Below are 17,100 nucleotides of genomic sequence, written 5' to 3'. Positions count from 1 at the left end.
ACTGTCACATTTACGCAATCTTCACGTTTTAGCCTGCGCGCATCTTCCCACCTGCCTGCAAGGCTCCTCTCCATGAAACTGCATCACCAGCTCCTGACGATCGCCGTGGCTGCTGCGCTGTACGTGCCGGCCGCCCACGCCGAAGTCGCCATCGATGTGATCGGCGGTTCGGAAATCACCTTCGAAGGCCTGGTCCAGGCCGACGGCAACTGGTACGACAATGACGTCGTGGACCTCAACGGCGGTGACGCCGGCAACGGCAAGAACAGCGAATTCGAACTGCGTCGCGCCGAGCTGGTGCTGAAGGGCAAGGGCCCGGGCAACGTGGAATGGGTCGTGGGCTACGACGCCAAGGCCGACAAGTTCCTCGACACCAACGTGAAGTACAAGCTGCTGGGCAACGCCAACCACTTCATCCAGGTCGGCCAGTTCAAGCAGCCCAACAGCCTGGAAGAACTGTCCAGCACCAAGAACAACGACTTCATCTCCAAGGCTGCAGTCACCAACACCTACGCTGTCGCCCGTCGCCTGGGCGGTGCCTACAGCTACGGCCAGGACAACTGGTCGGTCACCGCCAGCGCCTTCGGCCGCGAACTGACCCGCAACCTGGCCCACGGCAGCGGCTACGGCGCGCGTGGCACCTGGGCCCCGATCAACGAGAAGGGCCAGGTCCTGCACTTCGGCCTGAGCTACGTCGACTACGACACCGACGCAGACACCCTGCGCGTCCGTGCCCGCCCGAACGCCGACCTGGCCACCGCGCGCCTGGTCGATGGCGGCAACATGACCGACACCGACCGCGTCAGCACCATCGGCGCCGAAGCGATGTACTTCCAGGGCCCGTTCAAGGCGCAGGCCGAGTACTACACCAGCAAGGCCAAGCGTTACGCCCATGACAACTACACCACCGACGGCTACTACGTCAGCGGCGTGTGGAATGTCACCGGCGAAAGCTGGAGCTACAAGGGCGGCACCCCGGGCACCGGCCTGCCGAACAACCCGGCCGGCGGCCAGTGGCAGCTGGGCGTGCGCTATGACCACATGGATCTGAACGACGGCAATCTCGCCGCCAATCCGGTGGCCGGCCGGCCGCCGATCGTCGATGGCGTGCTCGGCGGCAAGATGGACATCTGGACCGTCGGCGCGAACTGGTACTGGCGCTCGAACTTCAAGCTGATGCTCAACTACGTGATGGTCGACAGCAAGAAGTACAGCTCGACCGCCCGCGGCTTCGTCAACGACGATCCGAACATCCTGGAAGCCCGCGCGCAGTTCTTCTGGTAATACCGGAAGCACGCGTTCGAACGAAGGCACGGCCCAGGCCGTGCCTTCGTCGTTGTGGGCAGGCGGTGGCCGCGCGATGATGCCCTGCCCTGTCGACAAGGACCTTCGGGATGCCTTCTTCGCTCCGCCTGCGCCGCCTGCTTGGCGGTGTCCTGCTCGCTGCCCTGCCCGCCACTGCGTTCGCCTGTGACGATGCGGATGCCGTGCGCGAGGCCGCGTATCGGCAGTTGCCGGCCGGCGCGCTGCCGGTCACGGCACGTTTCACCGATGCGGACAGCACGGCCTGCCGCGCGTGGCCCGCGCAGCCCGGCACGACCCTGCTGGCCGTCGCGCAATGGACCGCCCCCGCCTCGGAAGACGTGCGCGGTGGCGACCTGGACCTGTTGCTGATCGATACCGCCAGTGGCAGGCCACTGGCCTGGACCCGCGTGGCCGACGCGGTCAGCAGTGATGCGCTGCGCTTTACCGGACTTCGCCTGGACACGGCACGCTGGCAGTTGGACCCCACCACCCGCGCGTTCGGCGTGCGCATGGACTACAGCGGCAGCTCAGGCCCCAACCCGTTCGCGCAGACCGAACTGCAGTTGTTCGTACGCGAGGGCCGGCAGCTGCGCCGGGTGCTTGCCCCGCTGGCCGTCAGTGGCAGTCGCGGCGAATGGGATACGCGTTGCGCCGGCGAGTTCAGCCGCTTCGAGCGCACGCTGGAGATGGGCAGTGCCAATGCCGCTGGCCTGGCGCCGATCGTGGTGCGCGAAAAACGCACCGATACGATCAGCGTCGCCGCCGGTGACGACTGCCATGCCACCGACACGACGGCACCCGCACAGCGCTGGACACTGCAGCCCCGCGACGGTCGCTATGCCGTTCCGGAGGCGCTGCGCGGGCTCTGAAGGGCGGGCTTGGGCACCGCCATGACGGCTGTCACGTTCGCGTCATATGACAGACGCGGGCGTGTCATGGAACCGTTATGGAATGTGCACCGAAACGTCGGGCAGCCGCCCCTCGACCACCCCAGGAGTCTCTCCCGTGATCCACGCCTTCAAGTCGCGCGCCGCCGTCGCCATTCTGGCCGCGTCGTCCGTGTTCGCCGCCAACGCCGCCGATGTCACCGGCGCGGGCGCCTCGTTCATCTACCCGGTGATGTCCAAGTGGTCGGCCGACTACAGCACCGCCACCGGCAAGAAGGTCAACTACCAGTCGATCGGTTCCGGCGGTGGTATCGCCCAGATCAAGGCAGCGACCGTGGACTTCGGTTCGTCCGACGCGCCGCTGAAGCCGGAAGAGCTGGCTGCCGCCGGCCTGGCCCAGTTCCCGTCGGTGATCGGTGGCGTGGTGCCGGTGATCAACGTTGCTGGCGTCGCCCCCGGCGCGCTGAAGCTGGACGGCCCGACCCTGGCCAACATTTTCCTGGGCAAGATCACCACCTGGAACGACCCGGCCATCGCCGCCCTCAACAGTGGCCTGACCCTGCCCAGCGGCAAGATCACGATCGTTCATCGTTCGGACGGCTCGGGCACCACCTTCAACTTCGTCAACTACCTGTCCAAGGTCAGCCCGGAGTGGAAGAGCAAGGTCGGTGAAGGCACTTCGGTACAGTGGCCGGCCGGCATCGGCGGCAAGGGCAACGAAGGCGTTGCTGCCTACGTGAAGCAGATCAAGGGCGGCATCGGCTACGTCGAACTGTCCTACGCGCTGCAGAACAAGATGTCCTACGCGGCGATGAAGAACGCGGCCGGCAAGATCGTGCAGCCGTCGGACGCCTCGTTCTCGGCCGCTGCGGCCAGCGCCGACTGGGCCAACGCCCGTGACTTCTACCTGGTGATGACCAACGCCCCGGGCGCCGATGCATGGCCGATCACCGCCACCAACTTCATCCTGGTGCGCAAGCAGCCGAAGAACGTGGCGGGCGCCAAGGCCACGCAGGAGTTCTTCCGCTGGGTCTACAAGAACGGCGATGCGCAGGCCAAGCAGCTGGACTACGTGCCGCTGCCGGACGCGCTGGTGCGCCAGATCGAGACCTACTGGACGCAGAACCTGAAGTACTGAGTTCGTTGCAAGGCGTTCCCCCGCAGGAACGGGGCCGGCGGGTCCTCTCTCCCCCGCCGGCCCCACCGGGCGCTGGATCCTTCGGGGTCCGGCGCTCTTCTTTTTTGTAGGGTTGGTCGTGAAAGGCGCTGCGCTTCCGTTGATGAGTTGCTGCGGCGATGGGCCGGGCTGCGCAGGACACGCCGCAAGTACGTCCTTGTAGGCTCGGCCACGGCATCCATGCCGTGGACGGTCCTGCGCAGCCCGGCCCACCGCCGCCTGATGGTTCATCGGGGCGCGGTGGGGTCATGGAAGGCAGGAGCGGGGGCAACGGTTACCCGGCCCTCCGCCACGCCGGGGACCGCGCAGAAGCGCAGTTGGGGCTGTCAGCCGACCCGGCAGCCAACCGTGAATCCCGCGAAACCCTTGCCAGAACGTGATCCAGGACACCTCTGTCATGGACGTCATACGGCTGTAACAAAAACATCATTTCATAGCCGCATCCGCCGACACCGTCGGCTCTACCCCGCTATGGAGTGACCATGAAACTGCACTCGGCCAGCCTTGCCGCCCTTTCCCTGGCCATCGCCCTGGGCCTGTCTGCCTGCGGTGGCGACAAGCAGGCCGCACAGCAGCCGGCCGCTGACGGCGCCGCTGCTCCGGCCGCTGCCGGCGACAAGGTGACCGCTGAGGTCTCCGGTGCCGGCGCCTCCTTCATCTTCCCGCTGGTGTCCAAGTGGTCGGCCGACTACAACACCGCCACCGGCGCCAAGATCAACTACCAGTCGATCGGTTCCGGTGGTGGCATCGCCCAGATCAAGGCCGGCACCGTTGATTTCGGTTCGTCCGACAAGCCGCTGAGCAGCGACGAGCTAGCCCAGGCCGGCCTGGCCCAGTTCCCGTCGGCCATCGGCGGCGTGGTGCCGGTGGTCAACATCGACGGCCTGGAAGCCGGCAAGCTGCGCCTCAGTGGCGCCCTGCTCGCCGACATCTTCCTGGGCAAGGTCAAGACCTGGAACGACCCGGCCATCGTCGCCGCCAACCCGGGCGTGACCCTGCCGGACGGCAAGATCACCATCGTCCACCGTTCGGATGGTTCGGGCACCACCTTCAACTTCTCCAACTACCTGTCCAAGGTCAGCCCGGAGTGGAAGAGCAAGGTCGGCGAAGGCACCTCGGTGCAGTGGCCGGACGGCGTGGGTGGCAAGGGCAATGAAGGCGTTGCTTCCTACGTGAAGCAGATCAAGGGCTCGATCGGCTACGTCGAACTGGCCTATGCCCTGCAGAACGCGATGCCGTACACCTCGCTGCAGAACGCCGCCGGCACCTGGGTGCAGCCGAACGCTGAAACCTTCGCCGCCGCTGCCGCCAGCGCCGACTGGGCCAGCGCCAAGGACTTCAACCTGGTCATCACCAACGCCCCGGGCGAGCAGGCGTGGCCGATCACCGCCACCAACTTCATGCTGATGCAGAAGAAGCCGAAGGATGCCAAGCGCAACCAGGATGCCCTGGCCTTCTTCAAATGGGCCTTCGAAAGCGGCCAGACCCAGGCCAACGAACTGCACTACGTGCCGCTGCCGGCCGAGCTGGTCAAGCAGATCGAAGCCTACTGGGCGACCGAACTGAAGTGATGGACCCGACGGTGCCCGCCACGTGCGGGCACCGTCTCCTGCACATCGTGCTGCCCCGCCCCTTCCTGGCCCTGCCGTCCCCATGAATGCCATCGCCCAGCCTGTAGCCGCCCCGTCCACGCGTGACACGCGTGATGCCCGCAACGACAAACTGTTCCGATGGGTGCTGGTCGGCACCGTCATCTTCGTCCTGATCGCGCTGGCCTGCGCCGCACTGTCGATGCTGTGGGGCGGTCGCCATGCCCTGCAGGTGCAGGGCCTGAGCTTCTTCTTCTCCTCCGACTGGAATCCGGTCGAAAACAAGTTCGGCGCCCTCGCCCCGATCTACGGCACCCTGGTCACCGCGCTGATCGCGATGGTCATCGCCGTACCGGTCAGCTTCGGCATCGCCTTCTTCCTCACCGAAGTGGCACCGCGCTGGCTGCGTGGTCCGGTCGGCACCGCCATCGAACTGCTGGCGGGCATTCCCTCGATCATCTACGGCATGTGGGGCCTGTTCGTGCTGGTGCCGGTGATGACCGAGTACGTCACCCCGTTCCTCAACGAAACCCTGGGCGAATGGCCGATCATCGGCCCGGTGTTCCAGGGCCCGCCGCTGGGCATCGGCATGCTCACCGCCGGCTTCGTGCTTGCGATCATGGTCATCCCGTTCATCTCCTCGGTGATGCGCGAAGTGTTCCTGACCGTGCCGACCCGCCTGAAGGAATCGGCCTACGCGCTGGGTTCCACCAAGTGGGAAGTGAGCTGGGACATCGTGCTGCCCTACACCCGCTCGGCGGTGATCGGTGGCGTGTTCCTCGGCCTCGGCCGCGCTCTGGGCGAGACGATGGCAGTGGCCTTCGTGATCGGCAACAGCGTGCGCCTGTCGCCGTCGCTGCTGGAACCGGGCACCACCATCGCCGCACTGATCGCCAACGACTTCGGCGAAGCCACTGAAACCTACCGCTCGGCGTTGCTGCTGCTCGGCTTCGTCCTCTTCATCGTCACCTTCGTGGTGCTCGCCATCGCCCGCCTGATGCTGATGCGCCTGTCCCGCAAGGAGGGCAACTGATGTCCAGCACCGCTGACTCCCTGTACCTGCGCCGCCGCATCGGCAATGTCATCGCCATCGCGATGTCCTGCGCCACCGCGCTGTTCGGCCTGTTCTTCCTCGGCTGGATCCTGTTCACCCTGGCCTCCAAGGGCCTGGCCGGCATCAACCTGGATCTGTTCACCAAGATGACACCGCCGCCGATGCAGGAAGGCGGCCTGGCCAACGCCTTCTTCGGCAGTGCGGTGATGTGTGCGCTGGCGATCGGCATCGGCACCCCGCTGGGTGTGCTGGCCGGCACCTGGCTGGCCGAGTACGGCAACGCCCGCAAGGCCGGCACCGTGGTCCGCTTCGTCAACGACATCCTGCTGTCGGCCCCGTCCATCGTGCTGGGCCTGTTCGTCTACACCCTGTACGTGATGCAGACCGGCGGCAGCTTCTCCGCCTTCGCCGGTGCACTGTCGCTGGCCTTCATCGTGCTGCCGGTGGTGGTGCGTACCACCGACGAGATGCTGCGCCTGGTGCCTTCGCAGATGCGCGAAGCCGCGCTTTCGCTGGGCATTCCGCAGTGGAAGGTGATCGTGCAGGTGCTGTACCGCAGTGCCTCGGCCGGCATCATCACCGGCATCCTGCTGGCGCTGGCCCGCATTTCCGGCGAGACCGCACCGCTGCTGTTCACCGCCTTCGGCAACCAGTACTGGAACAGCAACGTGTTCCAGCCGATGGCTTCGGTGCCGGTGGTGATGAACCAGTTCGCCGGCAGCCCGTACGAATCCTGGCAGGTGCTGGCCTGGGCCGGCGCGCTGGTGCTGACCGTGTTCGTGCTGCTGGTCAGCCTCTCTGCGCGCGGCATCCTGCTGCGCAACCGTATCTCCCATGACTGACCTTTCCGTGGATACCGCCATGAACGACCTTTCCAACGCCGTGCCGATGCAGCGCATCGTCGTGCCGGCCTCGCACGAGAACCTGCACGCTCCGGCCCCGGTCAAGCTCGCCGCGCGTGGACTGGACTTCTACTACGACAAGTTCCACGCCCTGAAGGGCATCAACCTGGAGATCCCGGAAAAGCGCGTGACCGCGCTGATCGGTCCCTCCGGTTGCGGCAAGTCGACCCTGCTGCGCATCTTCAACCGCATCTACGCGCTGTATCCGAAGCTGGAAGCGCGCGGTGAGGTGATCCTCGACGGCGAGAACATCCTGTCGCCGAAGTACCCGATGAACCGCCTGCGCAGCAAGGTCGGCATGGTGTTCCAGAAGCCGGTGCCGTTCCCGATGACCATCTTCGAGAACGTGGCCTACGGCATCCGCCACCACGAGAAGCTGTCCAAGGCGGACATGGCCGACCGTGTCGAGCACGCGCTGCGCCAGGGCGCGCTGTGGGACGAAGTGAAGGACAAGCTCAACCAGAGCGCGCTGGGCCTGTCCGGTGGCCAGCAGCAACGTCTGTGCATCGCCCGTGCCGTGGCCCTGCGCCCGTCGGTGCTGCTGCTGGACGAGCCGACCTCGGCGCTGGACCCGATTTCCACCAGCCGCATCGAGCAGCTGGTGGAAGAGCTCAAGCACGAGTACACCATCGTGATCGTCACCCACAACATGCAGCAGGCCGCGCGCGTGTCCGATTACACCGCCTTCATGTACCTGGGCGACCTGATCGAGCACGACCGCACCGAAGTGATCTTCTCGCAGCCGTCCAAGCAGCAGACCGAGGATTACATCACCGGCCGGTTCGGCTGATCGGCGCTGACGCTTCGCCACCTGTCCCAGCCAGGCGCGCCTGGCTCTACCTGGATTGCAGAACATGAACCTTCCCAACGACCACATCGTCAAAAGCTACGACGAAGAGCAGCAGCGCCTGGTGGCCGAGATCGTGCGCATGGGCGAGATGGCCGTCGCCCAACTGGAGGCGTCGATGGACGTCATCGAGAAGCGCGATGAGAACGCCGCCCATCGCATCATCGCCAACGACGAAGCGATCGATTCGCTGGAACAGCAGATCAGCCACGACGTGATGCGCCTGGCGCTGCGTGGCCCGATGGCCCGCGACCTGCGCGAGATCCTCGCCGGCCTGCGCATTCCGGCCGATATCGAACGCATCGGCGACTACGCGGCCAACGTCGCCAAGCGCTCGATCGCGCTGGGTAAGGTGCCGCCGCTGCCGCAGATCCAGGGCCTGCGCGCCCTCGGCCGCCTGGCCGCACAGCAGGTCCGCCGCGCCATCGCCGCCTACCGCGACAACGACGCCGATGCCGCGCTGGAACTGCGCGAGGACGACGCCCGCCTGGATGCGCAGTACACCGCGCTGTTCCGCGAGCTGCTGACCTACATGATGGAAGACCCGCGCAACATCACCCCGTGCACCCACCTGCTGTTCATGGCCAAGAATCTGGAGCGCGTGGGCGACCATGCCACCAACATCGCCGAGAACGTGTGGTTCCTGGTGCACGGCGAACAGCCGCTGCCGCCGCGCCAGAAGCGCGACGAGACCTCCAGCGCGGGCGATATCTGATACTGCACTGCAACACCGGATTCGACTCCAGGGTGGCCGCTGTCCTCGTGACAGCGGCCTTTTTGTTGGCGCTGCAATACTTCTCACGAAAATTTGAATTCCCGGCGAGGATTCGTTGAGTAGGATCGCTGCACCATCGCTTCACCACGGGCACCCGCCCACCACCCAGGAGCACGACCGATGAGCACCTCCAACAAGACGCTGTCCCTGCTGACCGCCACCGCCCTGGCCGCAGGCCTCGGCATGACCGCCTCCGCCTCAGCCCTGAGCATGACCGACCTCGCCCAGGGCTACCTGGTGGCCGGCCAGGCGGCCAAGGCCACCGATGCGAAGGCGACCGATGCAAAATCCGCCGATGCGGCCAAGCATGCCGAAGGCAAGTGTGGCGCCGACGGCAAGAGTGCTGAAGGCAAGTGCGGCGGCGACAAGGGCAAGGCAGCGGCCGGTGCGGACACCAAGGCCAAGACCGGCGGTGACAAGAAGTCGGCCGAAGGCAAGTGCGGCGAAGGCAAGTGCGGTGGCAAGCACTGACGTCCGCGCCGGCGTCGTCCACCCGCGGTCGCCGCTTCCTGCGGCGGCCGTGGGCCTGGGCCTGCGCCGTGCCCTGCTGCAGGACCTGCGCGATGCACCGGCCGGCGATTTCGATTTCCTCGAATGCGCGCCGGAGAACTGGATCGGTGTCGGTGGTCCCGCAGGTGACGCGTTGGCCGAACTGGCGGCGCGCCATACGTTGAGCTGCCACGGCCTGTCGTTGTCGCTGGGCGGCAGTGCGCCCCTGGATACCCAGCTGCTGGCGCAGGTGGGTGCGTTTCTGCACCAGCATCAAGTGCCGCTGTACAGCGAACACCTGAGCTACTGCAGCGACGAGGGCCACCTGTACGACCTGCTGCCGATTCCATTCACCGATGAAGCGGTACGCCACACCGCTGCCCGCATCGCGCGGGTGCAGGACATTCTCGGCCGCCGCATCGCCGTGGAAAACGTGTCGTACTACCTGGCGCCGGACCCGACGATGGACGAACTGACCTTCACCACTGCCGTGCTGGCCGAGGCCGACTGCGATCTGCTGCTGGACGTCAACAACGTCTACGTCAATGCCTGCAACCATGGCTACGACGCCGATGCCTTCATCGCCGGCCTGCCCGCACAACGCATCGTCTGCCTGCACGTGGCCGGGCACCTGGACGAGGCGCCGGACCTGAAGATCGACACCCACGGCAGCCCGGTGATCGACCCGGTGTGGGACCTGCTGGCACGCACCTACGCCCGCATCGGCCCACGCCCTACCCTGCTCGAACGCGACTTCAATTTCCCGCCCTACGCCGAGCTGCGGGGCGAACTGCAGACCATCCACCGCCTGCAGGCCGCGCATGCCGGAGCCGCCCATGGCTGACGCCCCCGAACGCCTGCGTGCGCAGCAGCACGCGTTCACCGCGCACCTGCGCGACCCGGCACAGGTACCGGCGCCGCCCGGCATGGACCCGCGTCGGGTGGCCGTGTACGAACGCCTGCTGTTCAACAATCTGCTGGGGTTGTTGAGCAATGGCTTCCCGGTCTGCGTGCGCCTGCTGGGCGAACCGGACTGGCGTGCACTGGTGCGCCACTATTTCGCCAGCCACCATTGCCACACCCCGTTGTTCACCGAACTGGCTGCCGAGTTCGTGCAGTGGCTGCAGGTGCAGCCGGAGCTGCCGCATCCGGCGCTTGCCGAACTGGCCCACTACGAGTGGGTGGAGACCGCGCTGTACCAGCTGCAGGCCGATCCGCTGCCGGAACCGGGCGACATCGATCCGCTGCAGGTGCCGCTGCGCCGCTCACCGCTGGCCTGGCCGCTGCTGTACCGCTGGCCGGTGCATCAGCTGGGTAGCGAAGATGCACCGTCGCAACCACCGGCAGAGCCCACCGGCCTGCTGGTGCGGCGCGATGCCGATGGCGCGGTGCGATTTGCCACCCTGACCAGCCTCGCAGTGCATCTGCTGACCCTGATCGGCGAGTCCCCCGCAGCCACCGGCCAACAACAGCTGCAGCAACTGGCCGCCCTGCACCACCTCGATCCTGGGACGTTGGCCGCCCCTGGCGCGCACCTGCTGCAGCAGTTCCTGCGTGCTGGCGTGATCGGTCCGCTCCCCGCTTCACCCTGACGCCCCTTCCAGGAGATACACCGATGAAGACCCCGACCCTGGCCGCCGCACGCGGCCAGCTGGACCGTTTCGCCCCGTGGTTGGCCCCGCTTGGCCTGCGCCTGCTGCTTGCCTGGGAATTCTTCGAATCCGGGCGCGAGAAGCTGCACGGGCAGAACTGGTTCGCCGATCTGCAGGATGCTTTCCCGTTTCCGTTCGACCAGCTGCCCGCTGCGCTGAACTGGCAATTGGCCACCTGGTTCGAACTGGTGGGCGCAGCGTGCCTGCTGTTGGGCTTCGGCACCCGCGTTGCCGCCGCCAGCCTGCTGGTGCTGACGGCTGTGGCAACGTACGCGGTGCACTGGCCGGCCGAATGGAGCTCGCTGGGCGATCTGGCGATGGGCTATGCGATCAGCGATCAGGGCTTTGGCAACTTCAAACTGCCGCTGCTGTTCATGGCGATGCTGTTGCCGCTGCTGTTCACCGGTGCTGGGCGCCTGAGCGTGGATGCGGTGCTGGCGCGCTGGTATCCGTCGGGCCCCACGGCGCGGCCTGCGCTCCGGTAGACGCCGTCCCTGGTCGGCGCGCAGTGTGCCAACCAAGGTTGGCACCTACCAGGATCCCGGGCGCCCTGGTCGGCGCACGTCGCACCGTCCGGTAGATGCCGACCTTGGTCGGCGCGCAGGGTACCAACCAAGGCTGGCACCTACCAGGATCCCAGCGCCCTGGCCGGCGCACGTCGCGCCGTCCGGTAGATGCCGACCTTGGTCGGCGCCCAGGGTGCCAACCAAGGTTGGCACCTACCAGGATCCCAGCGCCCTGGTCGGCGCACGCCGCGCGGTCCGGTAGATGCCGACCTTGGTCGGCGCGCAGGGTACCAACCAAGGCTGGCACCTACCGGGATCCCGGGCGCTCAGGGTCGCTCTGCTAGAATCCGTACATGACCGACCCCACTTCCGCACCTGCCGCCCTCCCTGTTTCCGACGTACCCCAGGCGCAGCGCGCGATGTCACAACGCTTCCGCGGCTTCCTGCCGGTGGTGGTGGATGTTGAAACCGGCGGCTTCGACAGCCAGCGCAACGCGCTGCTGGAAATCGCCGCCGTGCCGATCGAGATGGACGAGAACGGCCTGCTCTACCCCGGCCAGACCGCCAGCGCCCACGTGGTGCCGGCCGAGGGACTGGAGATCGACCCGAAGTCGCTGGAAGTGACCGGCATCATCCTCGACCACCCGTTCCGGCTGGCCAAGGAAGAGAAGGCGGCGTTGGACCACGTCTTCACTCCGGTGCGTGCAGCGATGAAGAAGTACGGCTGCCAGCGCGCGATCCTGGTCGGCCACAACGCGCATTTCGATCTCGGCTTCGTCAACGCCGCGGTGGCCCGTACCGGGCACAAGCGCAACCCGTTCCACCCCTTCAGCGTGTTCGACACGGTCACCCTGGCGGGCATTGCCTATGGCCAGACGGTGCTGGCACGCGCGGCCACGGCGGCCGGGCTGGGCTGGGATGCCAACGAGGCGCACAGCGCGGTGTATGACACCGAGCAGACGGCGCGGTTGTTCTGCACGATCGCCAACGCCTGGCCGCGGTGAAGCAGCCAACGGCGAAGCCCCTCGTGGCGAATCGGCATTGCGGGTGAGGCCGGGCAGGATGGATTCGCGGGGGACGCCGTAAACCCATCCTTGGGGGCTTAGCCGCGCCATCCATGGCGCGGATACCCCCGCGAACCCACCCTGCCCGGCCTTTGACAGTTTCCCGGGCGCCACGGGAAGATCAGAAAAGCGGGAGCAACAGCGGGTCGCTGCGCTCAATGGGTGCCGACTGTTGGTACGGCAATGCCAGTAGATCCACGCCATGCGTGGATGCTTTGCAGTGGATCAACCGATGCTCGTGCGATCCCTGCCGTCACTCTTCGCGCGGTACAACGCGCGGTCGGCGCGCTGGTACAGCAGTGCCGGGGTGCGGTCGTCGCCGTCCAGTTCCACCAGGCCGGCGCTGAAGGTCACCCGCAGGCCGGGGATGCCGGCCCAGTCCGGATGGTCATGGAACAAGCCACGCAGGCGCGCGCACAGCTGCGCCGCTTCCTCCAGCCGGGTGTCATTGAGCAGCAACGCGAATTCTTCGCCACCGGTGCGTGCCGGCAGATCCGAATCGCGGCTGGCGGCAGCGATCACCTGGGCCACTTCCACCAGTACCGCATCACCGATGCTGTGGCTGTGCTGGTCGTTGACGTCCTTGAAGTGGTCGATGTCCAGCACCACCAGGCACAGCGGATGGCCGCTGCGCTGGGCGCGGGCGAAGTCGCGGGCCAGCGCCTCGTCGAAGCCGCGACGGTTGGCCAGCCGGGTCAGCGCGTCTTCGCGGGCCTGCCGTTCGAACGCCTCGGCCTGCCGCGCCAGGCGCTCGGCCAGCTCGGTCTTCTCCTGGTTCAGCGCCTGCAGGTGCACGGTCTGCGCCTGCAGGTCGAAGGTGGCCTCGTCCACGCGCCGTGCCAGGCGCAGGTTGCTGGCCTTGTACTGCTGCAGCAGGAAGCGGTACAGCGCCACCAGCGCGGACAGCAGCACCAGCCCGATCAGCGCCTGCACGCTGTGCCGCTGCCACCAGAACGGCTCGACAGTAAAGCTCCACACTGCTTCCTGATGCCCCCAACTGCCACCCGGGTGCGCGGCGGCCACGTGCAGCGTGTAATCACCCGGCGGCAGGCCGACGAATTCCACGCTGCGCTGCGGGCCACGTTCCACCCAGCCGTTGTCCAACCCCTCCAGCCGTGTGCGGTAGCGGATGCGGTCGGACATCAGGTAGCTCAGGCCCACGTAGCTCACCGCAAGCCGTCGCCCACCGGGAATCAGGTTGCGCTCGGGGCCTTCCCAGTGCACCGGCGCACCGTCGACCTGTACGTTCTCGATTGCCGCAGGCGGTGCCGGGCGTTCACGGAAACGCTGCAGCCGCTGCGGATCGACCGTGCTCAAGCCACCGGCGGTCACCACCCAGAACGTGCCGTCCTGGCGCAGGATCGCCGAGGGACCGGAGCTGCCGTTGGCCTGCGCATTGGCCATGCCGTCGATCTCGTTGTAACGCTCCACCGTGACCCGCGGCGCGCGTCCGTCGGCCACGGCGTTGAGCGTGGCCATGTCGGTGCGCAGTACTCCGCGGTTGCTGCTGATCCACACGTTGCCCAGTCGGTCGGGCACCAGCTGGAACACCGCGTCCACCGGCATGCCCTGCTCCAGGCCCACCCGTGCCAGCGTCCCCGCCTGCCAGCGGTACAGCCCACGGTCACTGCTGATCCACATCGCATCGCCGATCTGGTGGAAGCCGAACACGCTGCGGCCACCGCCCAGCGGCGCCAGGTCGATCGACTGCACCTGGTCACCGCGCAGCACGCGGACGCCTTCAATGGTGCCGATCCACAGATTTCCCTGGTGATCGTGTTCCAGCGCGGTGGTCAGGCCTCCCGGCATGCCAGGAACGGTGGGCACGGTTACCTGGTCACCCTCGATGCGGACCACGCCCTTCTGCGTCCCCGCCCAGACCACGCCGTCAGGCGCGATGCTGATCGCACGGATGTTGCCGCCGGGCAAGCCATCGGCCGCCGCGTAGTTGTGGCGAAGCCGTCCATCGGCGTGCAAGCGGTAGATGCCGTCGCCGAAGGTGCCCACCCACAGATCGCCGCCGGCATCCTGCGCCAGGCTCAGCACCGAAGGCGCCTTGCCACCGCGGTTGTGCAGCGGTATCGCGCGGAATCGACCGTCGGCGGTCTGCAGGTCCAGGCCGCTGGCGCTGCCCACCCACAGATGGCGGTCACGGTCTTCGAGCACCGTGCGCACGTAGTCGCCGCTGAGGCCATCGCGTTCGGTGTAACTGCTGAACAGGGTTTCGCGCAGGCGGTACAGGCCGCCATTGGCACCCACCCAGATGCTGCCCTCGGCGTCTTCGCGCAGGCTGACCACGCGCCCGCCGGGCAGGTTCAGGCCCGCTGGCAGGCGCTCCAGGCCATGCGCCGAGATGCGCAGCAGGCCCTGGTTCTCGGTGCCCAGCCACAGGTCGCCATGGCGGTCCTGCAGCATGGCGGTCAAATGCAGCTGGCCAGGCAGCCGGTGCACCAGCACCAGGCGATCATCCTCCACCCGGTACAGGCGCTCGCCCGCGACGATCCACAGCGTGCCATCGGGTGCGCGATAAGGCCACGACAGGCCCTTGTTCACGCCCCACGCTGCTGGCGCGCGCTGCAGTACGCCGTCGGTGTCGCGCAGCACCAGGCCGTCGAGGGTGCCGATCCAGACCCGGTCCTGCGCGTCGACCGCCATCTTGGTGAAACTCATCGCCAGCGGCAGGTCCGGCGGCGGGCGCTGGTAGACGATGCCCTTGTCCGGGGTCAGATAGCCAATGCCCTTGCCCTCGTACAACAGCCACAGGCGCCCTTGGCTGTCCATCTGCATGGACTGGATCAGCACCTGCGGCGTATCCGGTTGATGTTCCCAGACCCGCCACTGGCCGTCGCTGCCGCGGTGGCTGACATTGCCGCGCGAATCGCTGATCCACAGACCGCCCTGCGGGTCGACCAGCAGCGCGCCGATGCCGTTGTCGCGCAGCCCCGGCCGGGTGCTGCGGTCGAACACGGTGAAATCCAGGCCGTTGTAGCGCACCAGGCCTTCCCAGGTGGCGAACCACAGGTGGCCTTCCGGCGTCTGCGCGATGTCGCGCAGCGAGTTGTGCGGCAGACCATTGCGCGAGGTCCACACGTCGATGGCGTAGTCGCGCAACGGCGGCGCGCCACTCTGCGCGGCCAGTGGCGTGGCAATCGCCAGCAACAGCCACAGCACACCCACCTGCAGCAGGCGACCGATGTTCTCCGCGTGGCGCCCCGCCCGGCGCCTGCCCGCCCCCTGCCCGCCCATCAGCGCAGCGGCGGCGGCCAGCTGCGGATGCCGGTGGCGGCAGCAGACGCGAACAGGGACAGCCGCACCGCGCAGGGCGGCATGCCGGCAGGAACAGGCAGGCTCATCGGACGAAGAATGGGGAAGTACGCAGATGATAGGGCAAACCCTGTCACCGGCGTCACCGCGCCCGGGCAGCCCGGCGCAACCGGGCCGGGTCCGGGATCGGTGCCGCTACCGCGCCTCGGCGCTGGTCGACCACTGCACCACCGCTTCCAGCCCACCTTCGGGGCGGTTGCGCAACCACAGTCGGCCCCCGTCCTTCTCGGCCAGCGCGCGGGCGATGGTCAGGCCCAGGCCGGCACCGCCGGTCTCGCGCGAACGGGATGTCTCCACGCGCACGAACGGGTCGAACACCGCTTCCAGCTGGTCATCGGCCAGCCCGGGGCCATCATCGGCGATGACCACCGTGATCGTGCCCTCGCCGCGCTCGACACGTACCCGGGCGCGTTGCGCATACATCACCGCGTTGTCCACCAGGTTGGAGAACAAGCGATGCATCGCCAGCGGGCGCAGCATCAGCACCGCGCCGCTGCGGCCTTCAAAGACGACGTCGGCGCCGTCCTCGGCAGTGTCCTCGACGATGCTCCCCAGCAGTGAATCCAGGTCCAGCGCGGCGCGCTGTTCGGCACTCTCCGCACTTCGGGCAAGTTCAAGGCCCTCGCGTACCAGTGCCTGCATCGCAGCCAGGTCGCCGATCAGGCGCTCGCGCAGCGTCTCGTCGGTCACGTTTTCCAGGCGCAGGCGCAGCCGGGTCAGCGGCGTCTGCAGGTCGTGGGTGATCGCCGCCAGCATCTGCGTACGTTCGGCCAGGTGGCGCTGCAGCCGATGCTGCATGGCATTGAAGGCTTCGGCGGCGCGCTGCACCTCACGCGGCCCGCGCAGCGGCAAAGGTGCCCGCTGCAGGTCATCGCCCAGGTCCTCGGCGGCGGCCGCCAGCTCCTGCAGCGGCGCACTGGCCATGCGTGCAACCACGTAGGCCAGCACGGCAATGGCCAGTACCAGCAGGGTCAGGAACAGCGGGTCCACGGCGAGGATGCCGTTGTGCGCGATCGCTGGCGAATCCAGGGCGAGCTTCAGCAACGTGCCGTCGTTGAGCACCACGTCCACCGCCCGGCACTTGGGCGGGATGAAGGTGGGATCGCGTTCGTGTGGCGGCTTGCGGTGGCCCGGCGGCGGTGGCGGCAGCAGGTCCTGCAGCTTGGGAATGCACGAACGGAACGAGGCGAAGTGCACATGCGCCCGCGATACCGGGCCCGGGCGGTCTTCCAGTACTTCCATCAGCGCCTTGTCGGCCCGCCCGATGCGCGCGCCGGGCTGCAGTGCCCGCACGCTGGGGCCACCGATCTCCAGCAGCCGCTCGCGCAGCTCCGGGTTGCCGTCGAGCAGGTTGATGTAGCCCTGCAGGCGGTCGGCGATGCGGTTCAGGTTCTGCCGCTCGAATTCCTGCTGCCGCTTGGAACTGGCCAGCATGGTCGCGCCGATCGCGGCCACGCTCATGCCCAGCAGCAGGATCACGAACAGCCGTCCGACCATCGAGGACAGGAAGTGGCGCAGGCGCTTCATCG

The 17,100-nt window shown here is 67.3% G+C and carries 15 protein-coding genes; 13 read left to right on the top strand and 2 right to left on the bottom strand.

Features of this window, described 5'->3' with window-relative positions:
• Nucleotides 1-72: 72 nt before the first annotated feature.
• The 13 genes from ABIA73_RS04715 (at nt 73) to rnt (ending at nt 12,187) form a co-directional block, all read left to right on the top strand.
• Nucleotides 73-1,284: an OprO/OprP family phosphate-selective porin gene (locus tag ABIA73_RS04715; protein ID WP_025875370.1), complete on the top strand. Its 1,212-nt coding sequence runs from the start codon at nt 73-75 to the stop codon at nt 1,282-1,284.
• A 110-nt stretch (nt 1,285-1,394) separates the two neighbouring features.
• Nucleotides 1,395-2,174: a PA3715 family protein gene (locus tag ABIA73_RS04710; RefSeq protein ID WP_354275488.1), complete on the top strand. Its 780-nt coding sequence runs from the start codon at nt 1,395-1,397 to the stop codon at nt 2,172-2,174.
• 136 nt (nt 2,175-2,310) lie between these two features.
• Nucleotides 2,311-3,330: a phosphate ABC transporter substrate-binding protein PstS gene (gene pstS / locus ABIA73_RS04705; protein ID WP_025875374.1), complete on the top strand. Its 1,020-nt coding sequence runs from the start codon at nt 2,311-2,313 to the stop codon at nt 3,328-3,330.
• A 521-nt stretch (nt 3,331-3,851) separates the two neighbouring features.
• Complete coding sequence (gene pstS / locus ABIA73_RS04700) at nt 3,852-4,940, top strand: phosphate ABC transporter substrate-binding protein PstS (protein ID WP_025875376.1); 1,089 nt, start codon at nt 3,852-3,854, stop codon at nt 4,938-4,940.
• A gap of 82 nt (nt 4,941-5,022) precedes the next feature.
• Complete coding sequence (gene pstC, locus ABIA73_RS04695) at nt 5,023-5,991, top strand: phosphate ABC transporter permease subunit PstC (RefSeq protein WP_033830733.1); 969 nt, start codon at nt 5,023-5,025, stop codon at nt 5,989-5,991.
• The gene (pstA, locus tag ABIA73_RS04690; RefSeq protein WP_032951813.1) at nt 5,991-6,854 is read left to right on the top strand and encodes a phosphate ABC transporter permease PstA; all 864 of its coding nucleotides are present in this window, start codon (nt 5,991-5,993) and stop codon (nt 6,852-6,854) included. The genes pstC and pstA overlap by 1 nt, the downstream gene beginning before the upstream one ends.
• A gap of 19 nt (nt 6,855-6,873) precedes the next feature.
• Complete coding sequence (gene pstB, locus ABIA73_RS04685; protein WP_025875381.1) at nt 6,874-7,704, top strand: phosphate ABC transporter ATP-binding protein PstB; 831 nt, start codon at nt 6,874-6,876, stop codon at nt 7,702-7,704.
• A gap of 64 nt (nt 7,705-7,768) precedes the next feature.
• A complete protein-coding gene (gene phoU / locus ABIA73_RS04680; RefSeq protein ID WP_025875384.1) occupies nt 7,769-8,476 on the top strand; it encodes a phosphate signaling complex protein PhoU in 708 nt (235 codons plus the stop codon).
• Nucleotides 8,477-8,656: 180 nt separating this feature from the next.
• Nucleotides 8,657-9,007 (top strand): HvfA family oxazolone/thioamide-modified RiPP metallophore, encoded by a 351-nt coding sequence (locus tag ABIA73_RS04675; protein ID WP_025875386.1) that lies wholly within the window; start codon nt 8,657-8,659, stop codon nt 9,005-9,007.
• Complete coding sequence (locus ABIA73_RS04670; RefSeq protein WP_279208495.1) at nt 8,994-9,869, top strand: HvfB family MNIO-type RiPP peptide maturase; 876 nt, start codon at nt 8,994-8,996, stop codon at nt 9,867-9,869. Before ABIA73_RS04675 ends, ABIA73_RS04670 begins: the two co-directional genes overlap by 14 nt.
• Nucleotides 9,862-10,617: an HvfC family RiPP maturation protein gene (locus ABIA73_RS04665; protein WP_279208496.1), complete on the top strand. Its 756-nt coding sequence runs from the start codon at nt 9,862-9,864 to the stop codon at nt 10,615-10,617. The genes ABIA73_RS04670 and ABIA73_RS04665 overlap by 8 nt, the downstream gene beginning before the upstream one ends.
• A gap of 23 nt (nt 10,618-10,640) precedes the next feature.
• On the top strand, nt 10,641-11,162 hold the full coding sequence (locus tag ABIA73_RS04660; RefSeq protein WP_080149320.1) for an HvfX family Cu-binding RiPP maturation protein: 522 nt from the start codon (nt 10,641-10,643) through the stop codon (nt 11,160-11,162).
• A 440-nt stretch (nt 11,163-11,602) separates the two neighbouring features.
• Entirely contained in the window at nt 11,603-12,187 is a 585-nt protein-coding gene (rnt, locus tag ABIA73_RS04655) for a ribonuclease T (RefSeq protein WP_032951815.1), read from the top strand.
• A gap of 285 nt (nt 12,188-12,472) precedes the next feature.
• Here the strand turns inward: rnt and ABIA73_RS04650 are convergent, their stop codons facing one another.
• A complete protein-coding gene (locus tag ABIA73_RS04650) occupies nt 12,473-15,493 on the bottom strand; it encodes a ligand-binding sensor domain-containing diguanylate cyclase (protein WP_279208498.1) in 3,021 nt (1,006 codons plus the stop codon).
• A 213-nt stretch (nt 15,494-15,706) separates the two neighbouring features.
• On the bottom strand, nt 15,707-17,098 hold the full coding sequence (locus tag ABIA73_RS04645) for an ATP-binding protein (protein ID WP_100436029.1): 1,392 nt from the start codon (nt 17,096-17,098) through the stop codon (nt 15,707-15,709).
• Between the last annotated feature and the right edge of the window lie 2 nt (nt 17,099-17,100).

It is taken from the genome of Stenotrophomonas sp. 2694 (assembly GCF_040548715.1).
Lineage (GTDB): Bacteria > Pseudomonadota > Gammaproteobacteria > Xanthomonadales > Xanthomonadaceae > Stenotrophomonas > Stenotrophomonas indicatrix.
The sequence above is the reverse complement of the archived record's forward strand: the minus strand, read 5'-3'. Positions and strand labels throughout refer to the sequence as shown.

Bases quoted from the DNA above. Each gene is read 5' to 3' on its own strand.
- pstA (WP_032951813.1), top strand. From the start codon at position 5,991: ATGTCCAGCACCGCTGACTCCCTGTACCTGCGCCGCCGCATCGGCAAT.
- rnt (WP_032951815.1), top strand. From the start codon at position 11,603: ATGTCACAACGCTTCCGCGGCTTCCTGCCGGTGGTGGTGGATGTTGAA.
- ABIA73_RS04675 (WP_025875386.1), top strand. From the start codon at position 8,657: ATGAGCACCTCCAACAAGACGCTGTCCCTGCTGACCGCCACCGCCCTG.
- pstC (WP_033830733.1), top strand. From the start codon at position 5,023: ATGAATGCCATCGCCCAGCCTGTAGCCGCCCCGTCCACGCGTGACACG.
- ABIA73_RS04645 (WP_100436029.1), bottom strand. From the start codon at position 17,098: ATGAAGCGCCTGCGCCACTTCCTGTCCTCGATGGTCGGACGGCTGTTC.
- phoU (WP_025875384.1), top strand. From the start codon at position 7,769: ATGAACCTTCCCAACGACCACATCGTCAAAAGCTACGACGAAGAGCAG.
- ABIA73_RS04660 (WP_080149320.1), top strand. From the start codon at position 10,641: ATGAAGACCCCGACCCTGGCCGCCGCACGCGGCCAGCTGGACCGTTTC.
- pstB (WP_025875381.1), top strand. From the start codon at position 6,874: ATGAACGACCTTTCCAACGCCGTGCCGATGCAGCGCATCGTCGTGCCG.
- ABIA73_RS04710 (WP_354275488.1), top strand. From the start codon at position 1,395: ATGCCTTCTTCGCTCCGCCTGCGCCGCCTGCTTGGCGGTGTCCTGCTC.
- ABIA73_RS04665 (WP_279208496.1), top strand. From the start codon at position 9,862: ATGGCTGACGCCCCCGAACGCCTGCGTGCGCAGCAGCACGCGTTCACC.
- ABIA73_RS04650 (WP_279208498.1), bottom strand. From the start codon at position 15,493: ATGGGCGGGCAGGGGGCGGGCAGGCGCCGGGCGGGGCGCCACGCGGAG.
- ABIA73_RS04715 (WP_025875370.1), top strand. From the start codon at position 73: ATGAAACTGCATCACCAGCTCCTGACGATCGCCGTGGCTGCTGCGCTG.
- pstS (WP_025875376.1), top strand. From the start codon at position 3,852: ATGAAACTGCACTCGGCCAGCCTTGCCGCCCTTTCCCTGGCCATCGCC.